The sequence below is a fragment of the Aeromonas sp. A600620 genome (assembly GCF_029479985.1).
In the GTDB taxonomy this organism is placed as follows: domain Bacteria; phylum Pseudomonadota; class Gammaproteobacteria; order Enterobacterales; family Aeromonadaceae; genus Aeromonas; species Aeromonas veronii_A.
The window spans coordinates 57,580-76,172 of record NZ_JAAKXB010000005.1 but is presented as its reverse complement, the minus strand read 5'-3'; the positions used below and the strand labels follow the sequence as shown (position 1 = coordinate 76,172).

17 protein-coding genes are annotated in these 18,593 nt (G+C 60.7%); 3 read left to right on the top strand and 14 right to left on the bottom strand.

Features of this window, described 5'->3' with window-relative positions; genetic code table 11:
* Window positions 1-48: 48 nt before the first annotated feature.
* From G5533_RS08475 to glyA, 13 genes are all read right to left on the bottom strand, one after another.
* Window positions 49-990, bottom strand: coding sequence for an ABC transporter permease (locus tag G5533_RS08475; protein WP_019445927.1), 942 nt, complete (start codon window positions 988-990; stop codon window positions 49-51).
* Between the two features lie 4 nt (window positions 991-994).
* Window positions 995-1,969: an ABC transporter permease gene (locus tag G5533_RS08470; RefSeq protein ID WP_005349514.1), complete on the bottom strand. Its 975-nt coding sequence runs from the start codon at window positions 1,967-1,969 to the stop codon at window positions 995-997.
* A gap of 99 nt (window positions 1,970-2,068) precedes the next feature.
* A complete protein-coding gene (locus G5533_RS08465) occupies window positions 2,069-3,625 on the bottom strand; it encodes an ABC transporter substrate-binding protein (protein ID WP_106842304.1) in 1,557 nt (518 codons plus the stop codon).
* 70 nt (window positions 3,626-3,695) lie between these two features.
* A complete protein-coding gene (locus G5533_RS08460) occupies window positions 3,696-5,420 on the bottom strand; it encodes a dipeptide ABC transporter ATP-binding protein (RefSeq protein WP_203119592.1) in 1,725 nt (574 codons plus the stop codon).
* Window positions 5,421-5,907: 487 nt separating this feature from the next.
* A complete protein-coding gene (locus G5533_RS08455) occupies window positions 5,908-6,402 on the bottom strand; it encodes a phosphatidylglycerophosphatase A family protein (RefSeq protein WP_368226847.1) in 495 nt (164 codons plus the stop codon).
* Window positions 6,399-7,358, bottom strand: a complete 960-nt coding sequence (gene thiL, locus G5533_RS08450) for a thiamine-phosphate kinase (protein ID WP_026034998.1) — start codon at window positions 7,356-7,358, stop codon at window positions 6,399-6,401. Before thiL ends, G5533_RS08455 begins: the two co-directional genes overlap by 4 nt.
* A gap of 57 nt (window positions 7,359-7,415) precedes the next feature.
* Complete coding sequence (gene nusB / locus G5533_RS08445; protein WP_005343514.1) at window positions 7,416-7,829, bottom strand: transcription antitermination factor NusB; 414 nt, start codon at window positions 7,827-7,829, stop codon at window positions 7,416-7,418.
* Window positions 7,830-7,843: 14 nt separating this feature from the next.
* On the bottom strand, window positions 7,844-8,314 hold the full coding sequence (gene ribH, locus G5533_RS08440) for a 6,7-dimethyl-8-ribityllumazine synthase (RefSeq protein WP_005338866.1): 471 nt from the start codon (window positions 8,312-8,314) through the stop codon (window positions 7,844-7,846).
* 203 nt (window positions 8,315-8,517) lie between these two features.
* On the bottom strand, window positions 8,518-9,627 hold the full coding sequence (gene ribBA / locus G5533_RS08435; protein WP_421313412.1) for a bifunctional 3,4-dihydroxy-2-butanone-4-phosphate synthase/GTP cyclohydrolase II: 1,110 nt from the start codon (window positions 9,625-9,627) through the stop codon (window positions 8,518-8,520).
* Window positions 9,628-9,776: 149 nt separating this feature from the next.
* Window positions 9,777-10,430, bottom strand: coding sequence for a riboflavin synthase (locus tag G5533_RS08430; protein WP_005349507.1), 654 nt, complete (start codon window positions 10,428-10,430; stop codon window positions 9,777-9,779).
* A gap of 55 nt (window positions 10,431-10,485) precedes the next feature.
* Window positions 10,486-11,595, bottom strand: a complete 1,110-nt coding sequence (ribD, locus tag G5533_RS08425; RefSeq protein WP_005343507.1) for a bifunctional diaminohydroxyphosphoribosylaminopyrimidine deaminase/5-amino-6-(5-phosphoribosylamino)uracil reductase RibD — start codon at window positions 11,593-11,595, stop codon at window positions 10,486-10,488.
* Window positions 11,596-11,692: 97 nt separating this feature from the next.
* Entirely contained in the window at window positions 11,693-12,142 is a 450-nt protein-coding gene (nrdR, locus tag G5533_RS08420) for a transcriptional regulator NrdR (RefSeq protein ID WP_005338880.1), read from the bottom strand.
* A 150-nt stretch (window positions 12,143-12,292) separates the two neighbouring features.
* Window positions 12,293-13,546, bottom strand: a complete 1,254-nt coding sequence (glyA, locus tag G5533_RS08415; protein WP_005338884.1) for a serine hydroxymethyltransferase — start codon at window positions 13,544-13,546, stop codon at window positions 12,293-12,295.
* Window positions 13,547-13,870: 324 nt separating this feature from the next.
* Here glyA and G5533_RS08410 point away from each other — a divergent pair, with 324 nt between their 5' ends.
* Window positions 13,871-14,155, top strand: a complete 285-nt coding sequence (locus G5533_RS08410) for a hypothetical protein (RefSeq protein ID WP_076495685.1) — start codon at window positions 13,871-13,873, stop codon at window positions 14,153-14,155.
* Between the two features lie 48 nt (window positions 14,156-14,203).
* Here G5533_RS08410 and torS read toward each other — a convergent pair whose 3' ends face one another.
* Window positions 14,204-17,029: a TMAO reductase system sensor histidine kinase/response regulator TorS gene (gene torS, locus G5533_RS08405; RefSeq protein ID WP_421255680.1), complete on the bottom strand. Its 2,826-nt coding sequence runs from the start codon at window positions 17,027-17,029 to the stop codon at window positions 14,204-14,206.
* 70 nt (window positions 17,030-17,099) lie between these two features.
* Here torS and torT point away from each other — a divergent pair, with 70 nt between their 5' ends.
* Window positions 17,100-18,146: a TMAO reductase system periplasmic protein TorT gene (gene torT, locus G5533_RS08400; RefSeq protein ID WP_421255681.1), complete on the top strand. Its 1,047-nt coding sequence runs from the start codon at window positions 17,100-17,102 to the stop codon at window positions 18,144-18,146.
* A 37-nt stretch (window positions 18,147-18,183) separates the two neighbouring features.
* On the top strand, window positions 18,184-18,588 hold the full coding sequence (locus tag G5533_RS08395) for a GFA family protein (RefSeq protein ID WP_005338893.1): 405 nt from the start codon (window positions 18,184-18,186) through the stop codon (window positions 18,586-18,588).
* The last annotated feature ends 5 nt before the right edge of the window (window positions 18,589-18,593 follow it).

The following is an 18,593-nucleotide window of genomic DNA, read 5'->3' as shown; positions in this document are numbered from 1 at the left end:
GCACATGAGCCTTGATCACGGCCTCGCAGTAAGTTCTTGCGCAGGTTATCAACCTTTGTAGATCTTGGGGTTAAACACATCCCGCAGCCAGTCGCCCAGCAGGTTGATGACCAGCACCAGCACCACCAGACAGATTCCCGGGAAGGCGGTGATCCACCAGGAACCGGAGAAGATGTAGTTGAAGCCGACGCTGATAAGCGAACCGAGCGAGGGCTGATCAACCGGCATTCCCAGACCGAGGAAGGAGAGTGCCGCCTCGCTCATGATGGCGTTGGCCACCTGCACGGTGGAGATCACCAGAATGGGCGACAAACAGTTGGGCAGAATGTGGCGGAACATGATGCGCGGGGCGCGGAATCCCATCACCTTGGCTGCTTCCACATACTCCTTCTTCTTCTCCGCCAGCACAGAGGCGCGCACGGTACGGGCATACTGCGGCCACTCGGCGATACCGATGATCACCACCAGCATCATGATGGCGAACTTCGAGTAGAACTCGGAGCCAAAGGTTGCCTGAAAGATGGCGGAGATGATGATCGCCACCATCATGGTGGAGAACGACAACTGCACATCGGCAAAGCGCATCAGCAGGTTGTCGATGCGGCCACCGAAGTAACCGGCAATCAGACCGATGACGATACCGAGCACCAGCTGCAGCGCCACCGCAAACAGACCGATAGTGAGGGAGATACGGGCGCCATAGAGGATGGTGCTCCAGATATCCCGCCCCTGGTTGTCGGTACCGAGCCAGAAGCGCTCCTCGCCGCCTTCGAGCCAGGAGGGGGGCAACTCGGCATCCATCAGATCAAAACTGGTCTGGTCATAGACGTTGTGCGGAGCGAGCCAGGGCGCCAGCAGCGCCGCCAGCACGAACACCACAAACACCGCAAAGCTGAACATGGCTACCTTGTCCCGCAGGAAGTAGTAGACGATGTCAGAGTTCTTGAATCGTGCCCAACGGCTTGGGCTTGCAGTTACAGCATTAGTCATGCGCTTACCCCTTGGCAGTCAGGTTAACGGTCGGGTTGATCAACCCGTAGAGCAGGTCGACCAGGGTATTGGTCACCACGAAGATCAATCCCACGAAGATGACGTAGGCGGTGATCAGCGGGGTATCGACCCTGTGGATCGCTTCAAGAAACAGGAAGCCGGTACCCGGCCACTGGAACACACTCTCGGTCAGAATGGTGTAGGCCACCATAGTGCCGATCTGCACCCCGCCGACGGTAATGACCGGCAGCATGGTGTTTTTGAGGGCGTGCTGATAGTAGACCTTGTTGTTATCCAGCCCTTTGGCGCGGGCGAATTTGACGTACTCGGAGGAGAGCTGCTCCAGCATCTCGGAGCGCACCAGCCGGATAAACAGCGGCAGCATGATGGAAGAGAGCGACACCGCCGGCAGGATCAGGTGCAGGATGCCATCCCAGGTGAAGAAGCCCGACTCCCAGCCCAGCAGGTTACGGGTCTCGCCGCGGCCATAGGCCGGCAGCCAGCCCAGCTGGATGGAGAAGAGATACATCAGCATGATGGCGGTCAGGAACACCGGGATCGAAATGCCGATACTGCTCCCCGCCATGATGATCTTGGTGGGAATGCTGCGCGGGCGGATCGCCGAATAGACACCGAGTGGAATGGAGACCACCACGATGATGAGCGCGGCGGCAAACACCAGCTCAAGGGTAGCCACCAGCTTGTCGAGGATCACCTCGAGAGCGGGTCGCTTGAAGAAATAGGAGGTGCCCAAATCCCCATGCACCGCATTTTTCAGAAAGCGGCTGTATTTGATGAGGAAGGGATCGTTAAGGCCCATCTTCTCGCGCAACTCGTGACGCTGGGCTTCGGAGACGGATTGTCCCACCAGCTCGCGCAACGGGTCACCCAGGTTATCCTGGATGGAGAAGGCGACCAGGCTGATGACGAACATCACTATCACGGCCTGATAGAACCGTTTCAGCAGGAATGTAAACATGCTTGTCCTTCTACGTGGCCTGTGTCGTGGCACAGGCTTCTGTTAGTGGGCGGAGTGGCCAGCTGACCACCCCGCCCCGTCCTTCCTTGCGACGTTCTCTTACTTGCTGACCACCAGGTCACCCAGGTAAGGGAAGTTCATCACGTTGACCACCGGCTTGATGTCGACGTTCTTCTTGGCGCCATAGGCCAGATCTTCCCAGTGCAACGGCACATAGGCAGCATCTTCGATCAGCATGGCTTCGACCTTCTTCAGCATCTCGGCACGCTTGGCCGGATCGGTCTCGGCATTGGCATCCATCACCATCTTGTCAGCTTCGGCGTTGGCATAACCGGCGCAGTTGTACTGGCCCATACCGGTCTTGGCATCCTTGGTGAAGGTCAGGAACTCGAAGAAGTTCGCGGTATCTTCAGTATCGGAGTGCCAGCCAATCAGCTGCATGTCAGCGGCGCACTTGTCAAACTCCGGCCAGTACTGGGCCACCGGCATGGTCTTCAGATCCACCTTGATGTTGATCTTGGCCAGCATGGCGGAAACAGCTTGGGCAATCTTGACGTCGTTGACGTAGCGGGCAGCCGGGGAGATGAAGGTCATCTTGAAGCCTTTCTCGTAACCGGCCTCTTTCATCAGCTCCTTGGCCTTGGCCAGATCATACTGGGGCACCAGCGCCTCGTTATGACCGGCATAGCCTTTCGGGCTCAGCTGACCAGCAGGGGTACCGAAGCCCTTGTTAATCTTCTCGACGATGCCCACCTGGTTGATGGCGTAGTTGATCGCCTGACGCACGCGCTTGTCTTTCAGCGCCGGGTTGGTGTTCTGGTTCAGCTCGATGATGATGGCACGGGTACCGGACAGGGTGACCAGCTGGGAGTCCTTGCCATTCTTCACACGCTCCAGATCGTTCGGCGCAACCGGATAGATCATGTCCACGTCGCCACCCAACAGGGCTGCAACACGGGTCGCATCTTCCTTGATCGGCACCACGGTCAGGTTCTCGACGTTACCCTTGGAAGCTTTATCCCAGTAGTTGGCGTTGCGGGCATAATCCAGCTTCACGCCCTGCTCGCGGAACTTGACGGTGAACGGGCCAGTACCGGAGACGTGGGTAGAGGCATAGGAGTCGCCGTTTTTGACGATCTCGGCCTTGTCTTTGCCCGCTTCGGTTTTGCCGGTGTAGAACTTGGAGTCCATCGGGAAGATGTAGGTGACGGTCTGCAGCACCAGTGGGAACGGCTTGGCGGTAATCAGATCGACGGTGTAGTCATCGACTTTCTTCACTTCGCTGATGGGATCGAAGATCGCCTTGAAGTCGACGGAGGATTTCAGGCGGTTGACGGTCCACACCACGTCGTCTGCGGTGAAGTCGTTACCGGAGTGGAACTTGACCCCTTTGCGCAGGTGGAAGCGGACGGTCTTGTCGTCAATACGCTCATACTTCTCGGCCAGACGGGGCTCGAACTGCAGGTCCTGGGTGTAACGCATCAGGGGATCGAATACCAGGTGCGACATCTCCAGGGTCTGACCGGAGAGCTGCTCCTGCGGATCCAGCGAAGTGGCGTCAGAGGCGACACCCACCTTGATATCAGCGGCTGAGACACTGAAGGCGAAACCGGCGGCAAACAGCGCCAGGGCAATCTTGGACAATCCTTTCTTCATCTTGTTCTCCATGCTTTTGGCTTTCTTATGACACTTTTTTTGACAAGCAGACCGGCGCACCGGCGCTCTCCTAGCTTGCGATTTCCAGCCCCTCGCGGGACATTCCCTTGAACTCCGGCATGAGGGAGATCAGCTTGCGGCTGTACTCATGCTCGGCATTGGTAAAGAGTTTCTCGGTCTCGGCCACCTCCACCAGATTACCGTGCTGCATCACCCCGATGCGGTCGCACATCTGGCGGATCACCGGCAGATCGTGGCTGATAAACAGCATGGTGAGCTTGAGCTCCTGCTGCAGATCCTTGAGCAGGTTGAGGATCTGGGCCTGCACCGACACATCCAGCGCCGAGGTCGGCTCGTCACAGATAAGGAAGCGCGGGCGAGTGGCCAATGCGCGGGCAATGGAGATACGCTGGCGCTGACCGCCGGAGAACTCGTGGGGATACTTGAGGCCAGCACCACGGCCAAGACCCACGTGATCCAGCAGATCGCCGACAATCCCCTCGATCTGGCTCTCGCTGCTCGCCAGCTGATGGAAGCGGATCGGCTCGGCAATGATGTCGCGCACCTTCATCCGCGGGTTCATCGACGAATAGGGGTTCTGGAACACCATCTGCATCTGGCGACGCAGCGGGCGACGTTCGCGCTCGCTCTTGAGAGCGGTCAGATCGATCCCCTCGAAGAAAATCTTGCCGGTATCAGGCGGATAGAGACCGGTGATGGCGCGGGCAATGGTCGATTTGCCGGAGCCGGACTCCCCCACCAGACCGAAGGTCTCCCCTTCGAAGATCTCGAAGCTGATGTTGTTGCAGGCGCGTACATACTGGCGGCGGCTCGGGAAGATGGAGTCCTTGGTGACGAACTTCAGATCGACGTTCTCCACCCGCAACAGCGCCCCTTCATAGGCTCGCTCGTCCTGACTCTGGCCGAGCCAGTGAGTCTTGAGGTCGATATTGGTATCCGGCGCACTGGCATCCTCGATATAGGAGACCAGCGGGAAGCGCACCAGCTTCACATCGGAACGGGGGACCGCCGAGATGAGGCTGCGGGTATAGGGGTGATTGGGGCTGCCCAACACCTGTTCGGTCAGGCCGAACTCCACCAGATCGCCGCGATACATCACCGCCACCTTGTCGGTAACGTTGGAGACCACGCCCATGTCGTGGGTCACCAGCATGCAGCCCACCTGACGCTCTTTGCAGAGGGCGCGGATAAGCTGGAGGATCTGATCCTGAATGGAGACATCCAGCGCCGTAGTCGGCTCATCGGCGATGATCAGCTCCGGATCGCAGGAGAGCGCGATGGCGATAACCACCCGCTGACGCATGCCACCGGAGAACTGGTGCGGATACTGTTTGATGCGCAGCTCCGGCTGCGGAATACCCACCGCCCCCATCAGCTCCAGCGCCTTGGCAAAAGCGGCCTCGCGAGAGAGATCGGTATTGGCCAGAATGGTCTCCACCAACTGATGCTCAACGGTGAACAGCGGGTTGAGGGAGGTCATGGGGTCCTGGAAGATGAACCCGATACGGGAGCCACGGATGGCCCGCATCTCGTTCTGGCTCTTGCCGGAGATGAGCTCGCCATTGAGATAGATATCGCCACGGGCGATGCGACCCGGCGGGCTCAGGAGGTCGATAACGGCGTTGCCGATGGTGGACTTGCCGGCGCCGGATTCACCGACCACCCCGACAATCTCACCCTTTTCGATAGAGAAAGAGAGATCCTTCACCGCGGCCAGCACCCCGTAGCGGGAGGGGTACTCGATCCGCAAGTTCTTTACTTCGAGCAAGGACATGTTTACCTCTGCGGGGGACATCCGTCCCAAATAATTCGTCCGTAAATCAGCCGCAGATGCCGGTTGTTACCTTGGGCAATATTTGCTCAATCCATGAGGCAGCGAAACCAGCGATCCGGGCGGGTTTTTTGCATTTTTTTGGAATAACCCGCGAGTAACTTAGACGGTTTGACCACGGGTGTAAATGATTGAGTTATACAATTCCGCAATGTTTTGTGCAGATAACCACCAATTCGGCAGAGATAAATGATGATTTTCATCACACAAATGGCCGGTGCGTCCGTACATCTATTGGTATCATTACTTTAATTTCAACAACAACGCAACAAGCAGCATTTATCACTATTTCCAAAACAATCACCAGCCCCGAATGAGTAGTGAATATTTATGTGAAATGGATGATAAACGGCAGCATATGCCGATGAATGAAAATTAAGCAGATATAAATCGGGGGATGCCAGAACGGTCATCCCCCGGAAGATGGCTCTCAACCGAGCCAGAATGCCAGTAATTGCATACAAAACAGAGCGAACAGGCCGGCGATCAGATCGTCCAGCATGATGCCCAGGCCACCGTGGATCCGGCGATCAAACCAGGAGATGGGCCAGGGCTTGAGCACATCAAACAACCGGAACAGCGCGAAGCCCGCCACCACCCACTCCCAACCGGCTGGCGCTGCGATCATGGTAACGCCAAAGCCGATCACCTCGTCCCAGACGATGGCGCCGTGATCCGGCACGCCGATGGCATCGGTGGCGCTCTGGCAGATACGGATCCCCACAACAAAACCCACCGCCAGCAAGGCGATAAACCAATAGGTCGGCAGCCCACTCACCAGCAGGTAGAGCGGAATGGCCGCCAGGGTGCCCATGGTGCCCGGCGCCTTGGGGCTGAGGCCGGAACCAAACCCCACCGCCAAAAAATGAAGCGGATTTTTCAGATCCAGTCGTGTCAGCTCGGGCTTTATCCTGAACAAACTCATGCGAAGTGATCCCACCCTTTCAGTTGCAGCTCGACCGCTTGGTCGCCACGCAGGTAGTCGATGCCCGGCTCGCCCGCCACGATGCGGCCGATGCGGCTGAACTTGACCCCGCTGTGGGCCAGCGCCGTATCGAGCGCGCCGCGGTGCTCCTCCGGTACGGTGAAGCAGAGCTCGTAGTCATCGCCACCGGCCAGCGCCAGTTGCCACGCCTCCTGCTCGCTCACCGCATCCTGCAACACCGGCGAGAGCGGCAGCAGATCGAGATCGATCTGGGCACGCACGCCGGAGGCCTTGAGGATATGGCCGAGATCTGATGCCAGACCGTCGGAGAGATCCAGCGCACTACCCGCCAGCCCGCGCAGCGCCTGACCGGCCAGAATGCGGGGATGGGGGTGGTCGAGCCGTGGCAGCACAGCTGCCAGCTGGTTCTCGTTGAGGGTGCGTTTGCCCAGCAGGTGGGAAAGCGCCAGCGCGGCATCTCCCAAAGTGCCGGTCACATAGATGCCGTCACCGGCTTTGGCGCCGCTGCGCATCAGGGCGCGACCGGCAGGCACCGACCCCTTCACCGAGATGGTGATGGAGAGCGGCCCGCGGGTCATGTCTCCGCCCACCAGCGCCACGTTGTAGTACTCGGCCAGCTCCAGAAACCCTTCGGCAAAACCGGCAACCCAACCTTCGTTGATGGCAGGCAGGGTCAGCGCCAGCGACACCCAGCGTGGCTCGGCACCCATGGCGGCGAGATCGGAGAGATTGACCGCCAGCGCCTTGTAGCCGAGATCCACCGGATCCATGTCGGGAAAGAAGTGTACGCCGCTCACCAGAGTGTCGGTGCTCACCGCCAGCTGGGTATCGGGGGGCAGGGTCAGCAGGGCACAGTCATCTCCAGGGCCCATCACCACGTCCTTGCGGGCGTGGGGAACCTTGAAGTACTTATCAATCAGCTCAAATTCACCCATACAGTAAAAAGCCAGCAATAAGCTGGCTCCTCTCTTAGATGCTGACGGACAGCAGGATCAACGCTTGTTCAGCGATTTGATCACCTTGTCCAGTACACCGTTGACAAACTTGTGGCTGTCATCGGCAGCAAAAGCTTTGGCCAGCTCGATCGCTTCGTTGATGACCACGCGCGGCGGTACATCATCACGACGGGTCAGCTCGTAGGTCGCCAGACGCAGGATCGCCTTGTCCACCATGTCCACTTCTTCCAGCGGACGGGAGAGGAAAGGTGCAAACACCTTGTCCAGCTCGCTGCAGTGGAGGGCTACCCCGAACAGCAGATCGCGGAAATAGTTCAGGTCTACACCCTTGGTGTCCTGATCGATCTTGAACTGCTCTTCGATGTCACCCACGTTAGCCTTGGTCATCTGCCACTGGTAGATGGCCTGGGTGGCGCAATGGCGGGCTTTACGGCGCTCAGACGGTTTCAATGTACTTCTCCTCGTTACACGTCCAGTTCTTTCAGGACGTTGATCATTTCGAGCGCTGCCAGTGCAGCCTCTGCACCCTTGTTACCCGCCTTGGTACCTGCACGCTCGATGGCTTGTTCAATGTTTTCAGTGGTCAACACACCGAAGGCAACGGGAATTTCATATTCCATCATTACCTGGGCCATGCCCTTGCTGTTCTCGTTTGCCACCAGGTCGAAGTGATAGGTGCCGCCACGGATGACAGTACCGACCGCCACGATGGCGTCGTATTGACCACTCTTGGCCAGCTTCTTGATGACCAATGGCATTTCAACCGCGCCCGGCACTTTTACCAGTGTCAGGTTGCTGTCCTGCACTTGACCTTGACGCTTCAGTACGTCCACCGCACCGTTCACCAGACTGTCGTTGATGAAGCTGTTGAAACGGGCAACAACAATAGCAACGCGCGCCTCAGGAGCGGCGATATTTCCTTCGATAACCTTCATTGGAAATCCTGTATCTGTGCAATCAAAAGGGCCGGAGTCAAAAGTGCGCACATTCTAGCACAACAGACCCACGACAAAAACCATGGCCGCAATAGACGGCCATGATCGCGATTTAACCAGTCCGGCGCACTTACTCGCCGGTAAATTCCACGACTTCCAGACCGAAGCCACCCGGAAGGGGATGGTACTTCTCTGGTAGAGCTTTACTCGCCGACGTACTCAACCACTTCCAGACCGAAACCGCCGAGGGCATGGTACTTCTTCGGCGAGCTCAACAGGCGCATCTTGCTCACGCCGAGCGCCTTGAGGATCTGGGAACCCACGCCAACCCGGCGCGAGGTGCCCTGCCATCTGGCCCCTTCCGGTGCCAGTCCCTTGTCAGCGGCTTCAAAGCCCTTGACCCGGGCCAGCAGCTCGGCGCCGTGTGCTTCCGCTCCCAAGATCACCAGCACGCCGCCTTCGTCAGCGATGCGGGCCATGGATTTAGGCAGCGGCCAGCTGCGTGCTGCATGGCGGTCGGTCAGCAGCAGATCGCTCAGCACATCGTGCAGGTGGACGCGCACCAGGGTCGGCTGATCAGCCTGCACCTCACCCTTTTTCAGGGCGAAGTGAACCTGATTGTCGATGGTGTCGCGGAAGGTGATGAGGTCAAACTCGCCAAACTCGGTGGGCAGCTTGCACTCGGCCACCTTCTCGACCGTGGTCTCGTGCTGGTTGCGGTACTCGATAAGGTCGGCGATGGTGCCAAGCTTGATGCCGTGCTCCTCGGCGAACAGCTCCAGATCCGGACGGCGCGCCATGGTGCCATCTTCGTTGAGGATCTCGACGATGACGGCGGCAGGCTCGAAACCGGCCAGACGGGCCAGATCGCAGCCCGCTTCGGTGTGGCCGGCACGGGTCAGCACGCCGCCATCCTGCGCCATCAGCGGGAAGATGTGGCCCGGCTGCACCAGATCGGCTGCCTTGGCATTGGGCGCCACTGCCGCCTGCACGGTCACCGCACGATCGGCGGCTGAGATACCAGTGGTCACCCCTTCCGCCGCCTCGATGGAGACGGTAAAAGCGGTGGAGAACTGGGCATTGTTGCGATCCACCATCAGCGGCAGCGCCAATTGCTTGCAGCGATCCCGGGTCAATGTCAGGCAGATGAGGCCACGGCCGTAGCGGGCCATGAAGTTGATATCCTCCGGACGGACGCAGGAGGCGGCCATGATGAGGTCCCCTTCGTTCTCCCTGTCTTCGTCATCCATCAGGATCACCATCTTGCCAGCCTTGATATCGGCAATGATTTCCTGGGTTGTGCTCAGCGCCATGGGCTACTCCATCAGTGTGCTTGGGGGTTGAGCCCGCAGGCTCAACGCAAATGCGTGTGTATGTTGCTCTAGATTGGGGCTAGCGGCTCCATTTCAATCAGAGCGGGATCACAGAAAATCGTTTTGGTGGCCAGACTCAGCGCACACCGTCAGAGAAAACCGGCCTTGGCCAGCGTCTCCATGGTCAGGGTCGAGGCGCTGCTCTCCTGACTTTTTCCCATCATCAGCCGCTCCAGATAACGGGCGATCTGATCGACCTCGAGGTTGACCTTGTGACCCGGCTTCCAGCTGGCAATAGTGGTCTCCTGCGCGGTGTGGGGCACGATCGTCAGGCGGAAAAGGTCCCCCTGCACCGCGTTGACGGTGAGGCTGATGCCATCCACCGCAATGGAGCCCTTCTCGGCGATATAGCGGGAGAGTTCCCCCGGCGCCTTGATCCAGTACTCGATGGCGCGGCCGCTGCTGGAGACGCTTTTCACCTCCCCTACCCCATCCACATGGCCGGAGACCAGATGGCCGCCGAGGCGGGAGGTGGGCATCAGCGCCTTCTCGAGGTTGACCCGATCGCCCACTCTGGCGGCGGCAAAACCGGTACGGGAGAGGGTTTCCAGCGACACGTCGGCGGTATAACTCTTGTCGCCCAGCGCCACCACGGTGAGGCAGACGCCGTTGGTGGCGATGGAGTCGCCCAGTTTGACGTCGCTAAAATCCAGACCTGGTGCGTGGACGGTGAGGGCCATGTCATCGCCCTGACGGCGCAGCTCGGCCAGGGTTCCCACCGCTTCGATAATTCCGGTAAACATGCAGATCACCTTGCTGATGACGGGGACTGATTATGCCCCCTTGAACATTGATAAATCAGGCTATTTTGGCGGTAATGCGAATATCCGGCCCCACCATGCGCACATCCTTGATGGCAAGCTTGGGGGCCTGGAACAGCCGGGTCAGACCCGGCAGATGGAACAGGCCGCGCCCTTCGTCACCCATCAGTTTGGGAGCCTGATAGAGCACCAGCTCATCCACCAGCCCTTTTTCCAGCAGAGCGCCGCAGAGCCGCGGGCCCGCCTCGACCAGCACCGAGTTGACGTTCTGTTTGGCCAGCAACATGAACAGGCTGACCAGATCCAGCTTGCCATCCAGCAGCGGCAGCTCCAACTGCTGCACCCACTCGGGCCACTCGCCGGACGCCTTGTGACGGGCCAGCAGCACCGGGCTCTCGCTCTGGAACAGCGGCAAGTCGGGTGTGAGGCGGTTTTGCGAATCGACGATGACCCGCAGCGGCTGGCGCAGGGTCTCTTTGGGGTAGCTCGCCTTGACCGAGGGGGGCAGCTCGTCCCAGCGCACGGTCAGGGAAGCGCCATCGGCCAGCACGGTTTCGGCGCTGGAGAGCACCGCATCGTGGCGGGCCCGCAGCCGCTGCACGTCACGGCGCGCATCCGGGGAGGTGATCCACTGACTCTCGCCGCTCGCCATGGCGGTGCGGCCATCGAGGCTGGCCCCCAGCTTGACGGTCACCCGCGGGAAGGCGGTACGCATCCGCTTGAAAAAGCCCGGGTTGAGCGCCTCGGCTTCGCTCGCCAGCAGGCCGAAATCTGTCTTGATCCCCGCTTCGGAGAGCATCCGCAGGCCACGTCCGCCCACCTGGGGATTGGGATCGACCATGGCCGCCACCACCCGGGCCACGCCGGCGTTGATCAGCGCCTCGGCGCAGGGGGGAGTACGACCGTGATGAGAGCAGGGTTCGAGGGTTACATAGGCGGTAGCGCCACGGGCGTTGTCACCGGCGGCGCGCAGGGCGTAAACCTCGGCATGGGGCTCGCCCGCCTTCTGATGCCACCCTTCGCCAACCACCACGCCATCTTTGACCAGCACGGCGCCGACGCAGGGGTTGGGGGCCGTGGTGTAGCGGCCGCGGCGGGCCAGTTCGAGGGCCCGACTCATCCATTGGTAATCATCTTGACTAAACATTCGGGCTCCTTTGACAACACATCTCGGCTTTACGCAGTATCGTAGGTTCGATTAGCGCAGCGTAATCGGACGCGGCAACATGGGTGAGAATGGCGGTTTACTTCTCCAGCTTGGCAATCTCTTCGCCGAACTCGCGAATATCTTCGAAGCTGCGATAGACGGAGGCAAAGCGGATATAGGCCACCTTGTCCAGACTCTTGAGCTCATCCATCACCAGATTGCCTACCAGCTCGGAGGCGACTTCACGCTCGCCGGTGGCACGCAGGCGGGATTTGATATGGTTGACCGCCTTTTCGATGGCCTCCATGCTCACCGGCCGCTTCTCCAGCGCCCGCAGGATGCCGGCGCGCAGCTTGTCTTCATTGAACGGCTCGCGGGAACCGTTGGACTTGATGACGCGGGGCATCACCAGTTCGGCCATCTCGAAGGTGGTAAAACGCTCGTGACAGAGCAGACACTCACGACGGCGGCGCACCTGATGGCCTTCTGCCACCAAGCGGGAATCGATCACCTTGGTATCAACCGCACTACAGAATGGGCAATGCATCGGACCTCCGGCGTTAATGGAACAGGGACCGGCCCGGCGGGCCAGGATCTAGGTCGGCCAGTGTAGCACGGCCATCCAAAACCGGTAAAAGCCAGAAAAAACAATGCCACCCGCAGGTGGCATTGGTCTCAAACCGGATGGTCTGACTTATCAGCCATAAACCGGGAAGCGGCGGCAGATATCCAGCACCTTCTCGCGCACGGTGGCCAGTACGGCATCGTTGTCGTGGTTGTCCAGTACGTCGCAGATCCAGTGGGTCAGCTCGATGGACTCGGCTTCCTTGAAACCACGGCGGGTGATGGCCGGGGTACCGATACGCACACCGGAGGTGACGAACGGGGAGCGCGGGTCGTTGGGCACGGAGTTCTTGTTGACGGTGATGTTGGCTTTGCCCAGCGCAGCGTCAGCGTCCTTACCGGTCAGCTCGCGACCGATCAGGTCAACCAGCATCAGGTGGTTGTCGGTACCGCCGGAGACGATCTTGTAACCGCGCTCGATAAAGGTGGCAGCCATCGCCTTGGCGTTTTTGACGACCTGAGCCTGATAGGTCTTGAACTCCGGCTCCAGCGCCTCTTTGAAGGCAACGGCTTTACCGGCGATGACGTGCATCAGCGGGCCACCCTGACCACCCGGGAAGACGGCAGAGTTGAGCTTCTTGTAGAGCTCCTCGTCGTCAGCGGCGGAGAGGATCAGACCACCACGCGGACCGGCCAGGGTCTTGTGGGTGGTGGAGGTGACCACGTGAGCGTGGGGAACCGGGTTCGGGTAGACACCAGCGGCAATCAGACCAGCCACGTGAGCCATGTCGACGAACAGGTAGGCACCGACCTTGTCGGCGATTTCGCGCATGCGGGCCCAGTCAACGATGCCGGAGTAGGCGGAGAAGCCACCGATCATCATCTTCGGCTTGTGCTCGACAGCCTGACGTTCCATGTCGTCGTAGTCGATCTTGCCGGACTCATCGATACCGTAAGGCACGATGTTGTAAAGCTTGCCGGAGAAGTTGACCGGAGAGCCGTGGGTCAGGTGACCGCCGTGGGCCAGGTTCATGCCCAGTACGGTGTCGCCCGGCTGCAGCAGGGCCATGTAGACGGCGCTGTTGGCCTGGGAGCCGGAGTGCGGCTGCACGTTGGCGTAAGTGGCCCCGAACAGCTCTTTGGCGCGCTCGATGGCCAGGGTTTCGACCACATCCACATACTCGCAACCACCGTAGTAACGCTTGGAGGGGTAACCTTCGGCGTACTTGTTGGTCAGCTGGGAGCCCTGGGCTTCCATGACACGGGGGCTGGTGTAGTTCTCAGACGCAATCAGCTCGATATGCTCTTCCTGACGACGGGTTTCGTCTGTGATGGCCTGCCACAATTGCGGATCATAATTGGCGATGGTCATGTCACGTTTCAACATCCGTTTCTCTCCTGAAAATCGTTTGCGCGTTAGGTGAAGTGGGCGCTGGCATTGTAACGTGAGCTGGATCAAAGAGACAGTCCAACCACCTAAAAAAATGTTGAATTTATGTTGTAAAAAACAAGATTCCCTCCCCGTTCAATACCCTGGCCGCTCCGCCAAGCGGCACATTTTTCATCCCGCTGCGGGCGGGCAAAACCCGAAGGGGATCACAACGCCCTCTTTATCCATCCTGTAACATATTCATTCGAAACAAATTTAATGATGATGGAGCTGATTGCAGCCATGCATCCGAGGGGCTGCACCTAACCGGAGGAGTTCAAGATGGACCATCTGCTGACATTCGTGATCCTGGCTGTCTTTTTTCTGTTCTACTGGGTCTACTACACCAGCCAACGCAAGCATGTCCCCACCACCTCGTGGGATCAACTCCCCACCAAAGCCGACTATCTGGCGGCCCACCCTGAATCAGTCGATGGCGACATCATCTTCTGTTATCACTGCGGCCACCACGAGTTGCTGGAGGTGGGCATGGTGCACCTGACCGATTTTCGCCGGGAATGGGTCTGTGCCAAGTGCAAGCAGGTGCTGTTTCGCGAGAGCGAATAACGGCGCAGGGGCTGGCCCCCTCTGAACGTTGTGCATCGCCAGCAGGGATCAGAATGGCGCATCCCTGTTGGCCGCCAGCCACTGCTGCAACCCGCTCACCGCCGCGTCAAATTGCGCCCCGATTGCCGCAGGCTCACCGCCTCCCGCCTCAAGAGCCGCGCAATGGCTGGCAAATTCGGTCAACCCCAGCGCCAGCGCACTCCCCTTGAGCTTGTGCGCCAGCTGACGTTGCTCACTCCCCTCACCCTGAGCCAACTTATCCACCAACACCCGCCCTTGCGACTCAAACAGCGCGACCAGCTGGCGGATCCGCGCCATGCCGAGCAGGAGCAGATCGGCATCCAGCACCGGATTGGCCCACTCGGGGTGGTTAGTTGGGGGCACGGCTACTGATAATTGCACCTGCGGCTCAATAGCGGCGCCCTCTTGCCGAAATAGTTGATCGATGGCGTTCGCCAGCACCGCCAGCCGCACCGGCTTGCCGACAAAATCGACAAAGCCGGCGGCAAGGCAGTGGCGGATATCCTCCGGATACATCTGGGCCGAGATGGCGATGGCGGGCAGCGGCCGCTCATGCATCTCCTCGCTGATGGCGGCCAGATCCTCGCGCAGGGTCATGCCGTCCATATCGGGCAGATTGATATCGAGCAGCGCCAGCTCGAAGGGGCGCTCGGTCACCAGCGCCAGCGCGCTGCGGCCATCCTCCGCCAGGGTGACGCGATGGCCGAGGCGGGTCAGCATGCCGTGCGCCACCAACCGGTTGATCTCGTTATCCTCCACCAGCAGGATGTCACGGGACTGGCCAAGGTGCAGCGGTTGCGCCTCGGCGGGCAGCTGGGCACTCGAGCGTTGCAAGGGCAGGCTGAAGCTGAATTCACACCCCTTGCCCGGTTCGCTGACAAGGCTCAGCTCGCCACCCATGGCGGCCACCAGCTTGCGGCTGATCGCCAGTCCCAGCCCGGTGCCGCCCTGATGGCCTATATCACGCTTGCGCTGGCGAAACGCCTCGAACACCGCCTCCTGCTCATCGGCCGGAATGCCGGGGCCTGTATCGCGCACCACGAAGCGGATGCAGGGCTCGGCGCAAGGGCCTTGGCAGGCAAGAGGTGCCACCGTCAGGGTAATCTGGCCACGGGCGGTAAACTTGACCGCATTGCCGAGCAAGTTGCCGAGCACCTGGCGCAGCTTGCCCAGATCCCCCTCGACCACAGGCGCCAGCCCGGGCGCATACTCCAGCGCCAGGGTGACCCCCTTGGCCTCTGCCTTTGGCCGGAACAACGCGCTGAGCTCATCCACCAACAGGAACAGGGGGAAGGGCTCACGGCGCGCCTCCACATGGCCCGCTTCTATCTTGGAGTAGTCGAGAATGTCGTTGAGGATCTCCAGCAGGGATTCGCCACTGTGCTCGATGGCGGCCAGATATCGCTGCTGGGTATCGCTCAGGTGGGTATCTTCCAGCAGCGTCAGGCCCCCGAGAATGCCGTTCATGGGGGTGCGGATCTCGTGGCTCATGGTGGCGAGAAACACCGACTTGGCCCGGTTGGCCTGCTCTGCCTCGGCGCGGGCCTGCCGCTGCTTCTCCACCTCCTCATTGAGCCGCTCGTTGGCGTGGCTGAGCTGGCCGGTGCGCTCCTCGACCCGCGACTCCAGCTCGCGCTGATAGCGGCCCAGCTCCACCGCATTGTCACGAAACACCTGCAGGGCCCGCCCCAGCTCCGCCAGCTCATCGCGCCCGGTACTGGCGATAGGCTCAAGGGGGGCCAGATCCCCGCGCGCCAACCGGCTCATCCCCGCCACCGCCCGTTGCAGCGGCCAGACGATCCGGCCATAGACCATGCGCCACATCAGCAGCATCAGCAGTAGCAGGGTGAGCAGGCCAATGGCCATCAACGCCTGCTCCAGCAGCCTGAGGCGCTGGCTTAGCGCCTGCTGGCTCTGCCCCAGCGAATCGCGGGCACGGCTGACCAGCTCTCCGACCTGCTGGTTGAGGCTGCTCATCAGGGCCTCATTGGCATTGGCCAGCACCCGCAGCGCCTCCCCCTTGCCGAGCCAGTCACTGCGCAGTTGTACCAGCTTGTCGCTCTGCGCCAGCACAGTCAGCGCCTGCGCCACCGCCTGCCTGCGGGCCGGATCGGTCACCACCCCGGCCCGCAGTTGCAAGATAGCCAGCTCCCTCTGCCCCTCTTGCAATAGCGTTTGCAACTGTTCCTGTCGTTCGCTGCGCCACATCTCTTCGATGCGCTGCTGCTGCATCAGGGTGCGATGGCGCAGCTCGGTCATCTGCTCCAGCCAGTCGAGATCCTGCTCCAGCAGGCGGTCCAGCGTCCGGGTCGCCTGCGCACCTTGCTGTTGGTAGAGGGAACCCAATCCCGCCACCATCACGGTTTCGGCGTTCTCCATCTGGCTGCGCGCCAGCTCGGCAATCTGCCCGGCCGCCGCCACCAGACGGGCCCGCTGCGCTTCACCCTGCACCATCAGGGTCAGGCGCTCTCCCACCAGCCAACCCTGCTGGCCCAGATTGCCGATGATGCTCTGACTGAGCTGATCGAGGCTTGTTGAACCCTGCCCACGACCAAGTTGCGCCAGCACCTGTTGCAGCTGTTGCCCCTGCAGGGTGAGCAAGCGTCCCTGATGCTCCCGCTCCTGCTCGCTGGTTGCTGTGGCCAGCAGCCGCGACGCGCTCTGGATCTCGCCGCTGAGGCGAGAGAGCGTGCGGGCCAGCTCCTGATCGGCCAACGTCTGCTGCACCCCTTGCTCCAGCTGGCGCAGATGGCTAAGCCCCACCCAGCCCAGCAGGGAGGCACTCAGGGTCAACAACGCCATCAGGGAGAAGGCCAGCAGCAACTTGCCACCCAGGCCGGAAAAGATTCTCACGGGAAGTCCCTTGGTTGTGGTCGGCTTTGACCGGATAATATGCCCCAACACTTTAACAAAACCCCTGGCCATGCGAAGCGTCTATCTCTCCCCGTTGTTGCTCATGTGGTTGCTAATGCTTCCCCGCGCCGCCCTCGCCTTTGCGGTCGATATCTGGCCCGGCGGCGAATTCAGCGGCCAGCCGCTGCGCCAGCAGTGGCCGGAACCCGCCGCCGCAACCAAACCGCTGACCCTCTGTGCCCTCTACCCCCATCTGCGCGACGCCTACTGGCTTTCGGTCAATCAGGGCATGGTGGACGAGGCGAAGCGGCTGGGAGTCAAGTTGCAGATCCACGAAGCGGGGGGCTATGGCGCCCTCGCCGAGCAGCGCCAGCAGTTGCTGCGCTGCGTGCAGGAAGGGAGCGACGCCATCTTGCTCGGCGCGGTGAGCTATCAGGGCTTGCGCGAGGCCATCGAGGCCACGCCGCTGCCGCTCTTTGGTCTGGTCAACGATCTGCCCAGCGGTCTGGTGCAGGCCAAGGTGGGGGTCTCCTGGTACCAGATGGGCTGGCAAATCGGCCACTGGCTGGCGCAGCGTCACCCCGCTGGCAGCAAACCGGTCTCGGTTGCCCTCTTCCCCGGCCCGCAGGCGAGTGGCGGCAACAACTTCGTCGAGCCGGGCTTTGCCGACGCCATCAAGGGGAGCGCCATCAAGCTGGTCACCACCGAGCGCGGCGACAACAGCCGGGAAATCCAGCGCACGCTGGTGCAGCAGACGCTGGCCCGCTATCCCGACCTCGACTATCTGGTGGGGGGCGCCATCGCCGCCGAAGTGGCGGTCAACGAGCTGGCGCAGCGCCATCTCGACAGACCACGGGTGCTGAGCACCTACTTCAGCCACGGGATACAGCGGGGCCTGCGCCGGGGCAAGATCCTGGCAGCCAACAGCGATCAGATGCGGCTGCAGGGGCGCCTTGCGGTCGCTCAGGCGGTCTGCCTGCTACAACACCCTGATGCCAATGCCGAGCAGTGTCCGCGGGTGATGGGGCCACCCATTCTGACGCTGTCTGCGCCACTGACCGACCCCGCCGATTCCCTCTCGGATGGCGCTTTTCGTCCCGTCTATCGGGTCGAATAGCCGTTCCAAATCCGATTAGCACACTCAAGGAGAAGAGATGAAAGAGTTACATGCCAGCTGCCTGTGCGGCGCCGTCGCCCTGACCCTGCCGGATCAGTTTGACTATATGGGGAACTGCCACTGCAGCGAATGCCGCAAGTTTTCAGGGGGAGATTACGCCTCGGTCGGCGGACTGGATGGCAACAAGGTCACCATAGTGAAGGGGGAAGAGGCCATCGGCCGCTACCGGAAATCGGCAGAGACCACCCTGGCCTTCTGTCGTCACTGCGGCTCCAGCCTGTTCAGCCAGAAGAGCAGCAGCGGCAAGATCAATCTGCGCCTCGGAGTACTGGACGACGTGCCGAGCCAGCGGCCCGCGTTTCACATCTTCGTTGGCTCCAAGGCGCCCTGGCACCAGATTGGCGACGACTGCCCGCAATTTGATACCCGCCCGCCGGTCTGATACCC

Excerpts from the sequence above, each read along its gene's own strand:
- G5533_RS08460 (WP_203119592.1), bottom strand. The coding sequence starts at position 5,420 with ATGTCCTTGCTCGAAGTAAAGAACTTGCGGATCGAGTACCCCTCCCGC.
- ribD (WP_005343507.1), bottom strand. The coding sequence starts at position 11,595 with ATGTTTAGTCAAGATGATTACCAATGGATGAGTCGGGCCCTCGAACTG.
- nrdR (WP_005338880.1), bottom strand. The coding sequence starts at position 12,142 with ATGCATTGCCCATTCTGTAGTGCGGTTGATACCAAGGTGATCGATTCC.
- thiL (WP_026034998.1), bottom strand. The coding sequence starts at position 7,358 with ATGGGTGAATTTGAGCTGATTGATAAGTACTTCAAGGTTCCCCACGCC.
- G5533_RS08455 (WP_368226847.1), bottom strand. The coding sequence starts at position 6,402 with ATGAGTTTGTTCAGGATAAAGCCCGAGCTGACACGACTGGATCTGAAA.
- torT (WP_421255681.1), top strand. The coding sequence starts at position 17,100 with ATGCGAAGCGTCTATCTCTCCCCGTTGTTGCTCATGTGGTTGCTAATG.
- ribBA (WP_421313412.1), bottom strand. The coding sequence starts at position 9,627 with ATGGCGCTGAGCACAACCCAGGAAATCATTGCCGATATCAAGGCTGGC.
- G5533_RS08410 (WP_076495685.1), top strand. The coding sequence starts at position 13,871 with ATGGACCATCTGCTGACATTCGTGATCCTGGCTGTCTTTTTTCTGTTC.
- G5533_RS08395 (WP_005338893.1), top strand. The coding sequence starts at position 18,184 with ATGAAAGAGTTACATGCCAGCTGCCTGTGCGGCGCCGTCGCCCTGACC.
- G5533_RS08465 (WP_106842304.1), bottom strand. The coding sequence starts at position 3,625 with ATGAAGAAAGGATTGTCCAAGATTGCCCTGGCGCTGTTTGCCGCCGGT.
- G5533_RS08475 (WP_019445927.1), bottom strand. The coding sequence starts at position 990 with ATGACTAATGCTGTAACTGCAAGCCCAAGCCGTTGGGCACGATTCAAG.
- G5533_RS08470 (WP_005349514.1), bottom strand. The coding sequence starts at position 1,969 with ATGTTTACATTCCTGCTGAAACGGTTCTATCAGGCCGTGATAGTGATG.
- G5533_RS08430 (WP_005349507.1), bottom strand. The coding sequence starts at position 10,430 with ATGTTTACCGGAATTATCGAAGCGGTGGGAACCCTGGCCGAGCTGCGC.
- glyA (WP_005338884.1), bottom strand. The coding sequence starts at position 13,546 with ATGTTGAAACGTGACATGACCATCGCCAATTATGATCCGCAATTGTGG.
- ribH (WP_005338866.1), bottom strand. The coding sequence starts at position 8,314 with ATGAAGGTTATCGAAGGAAATATCGCCGCTCCTGAGGCGCGCGTTGCT.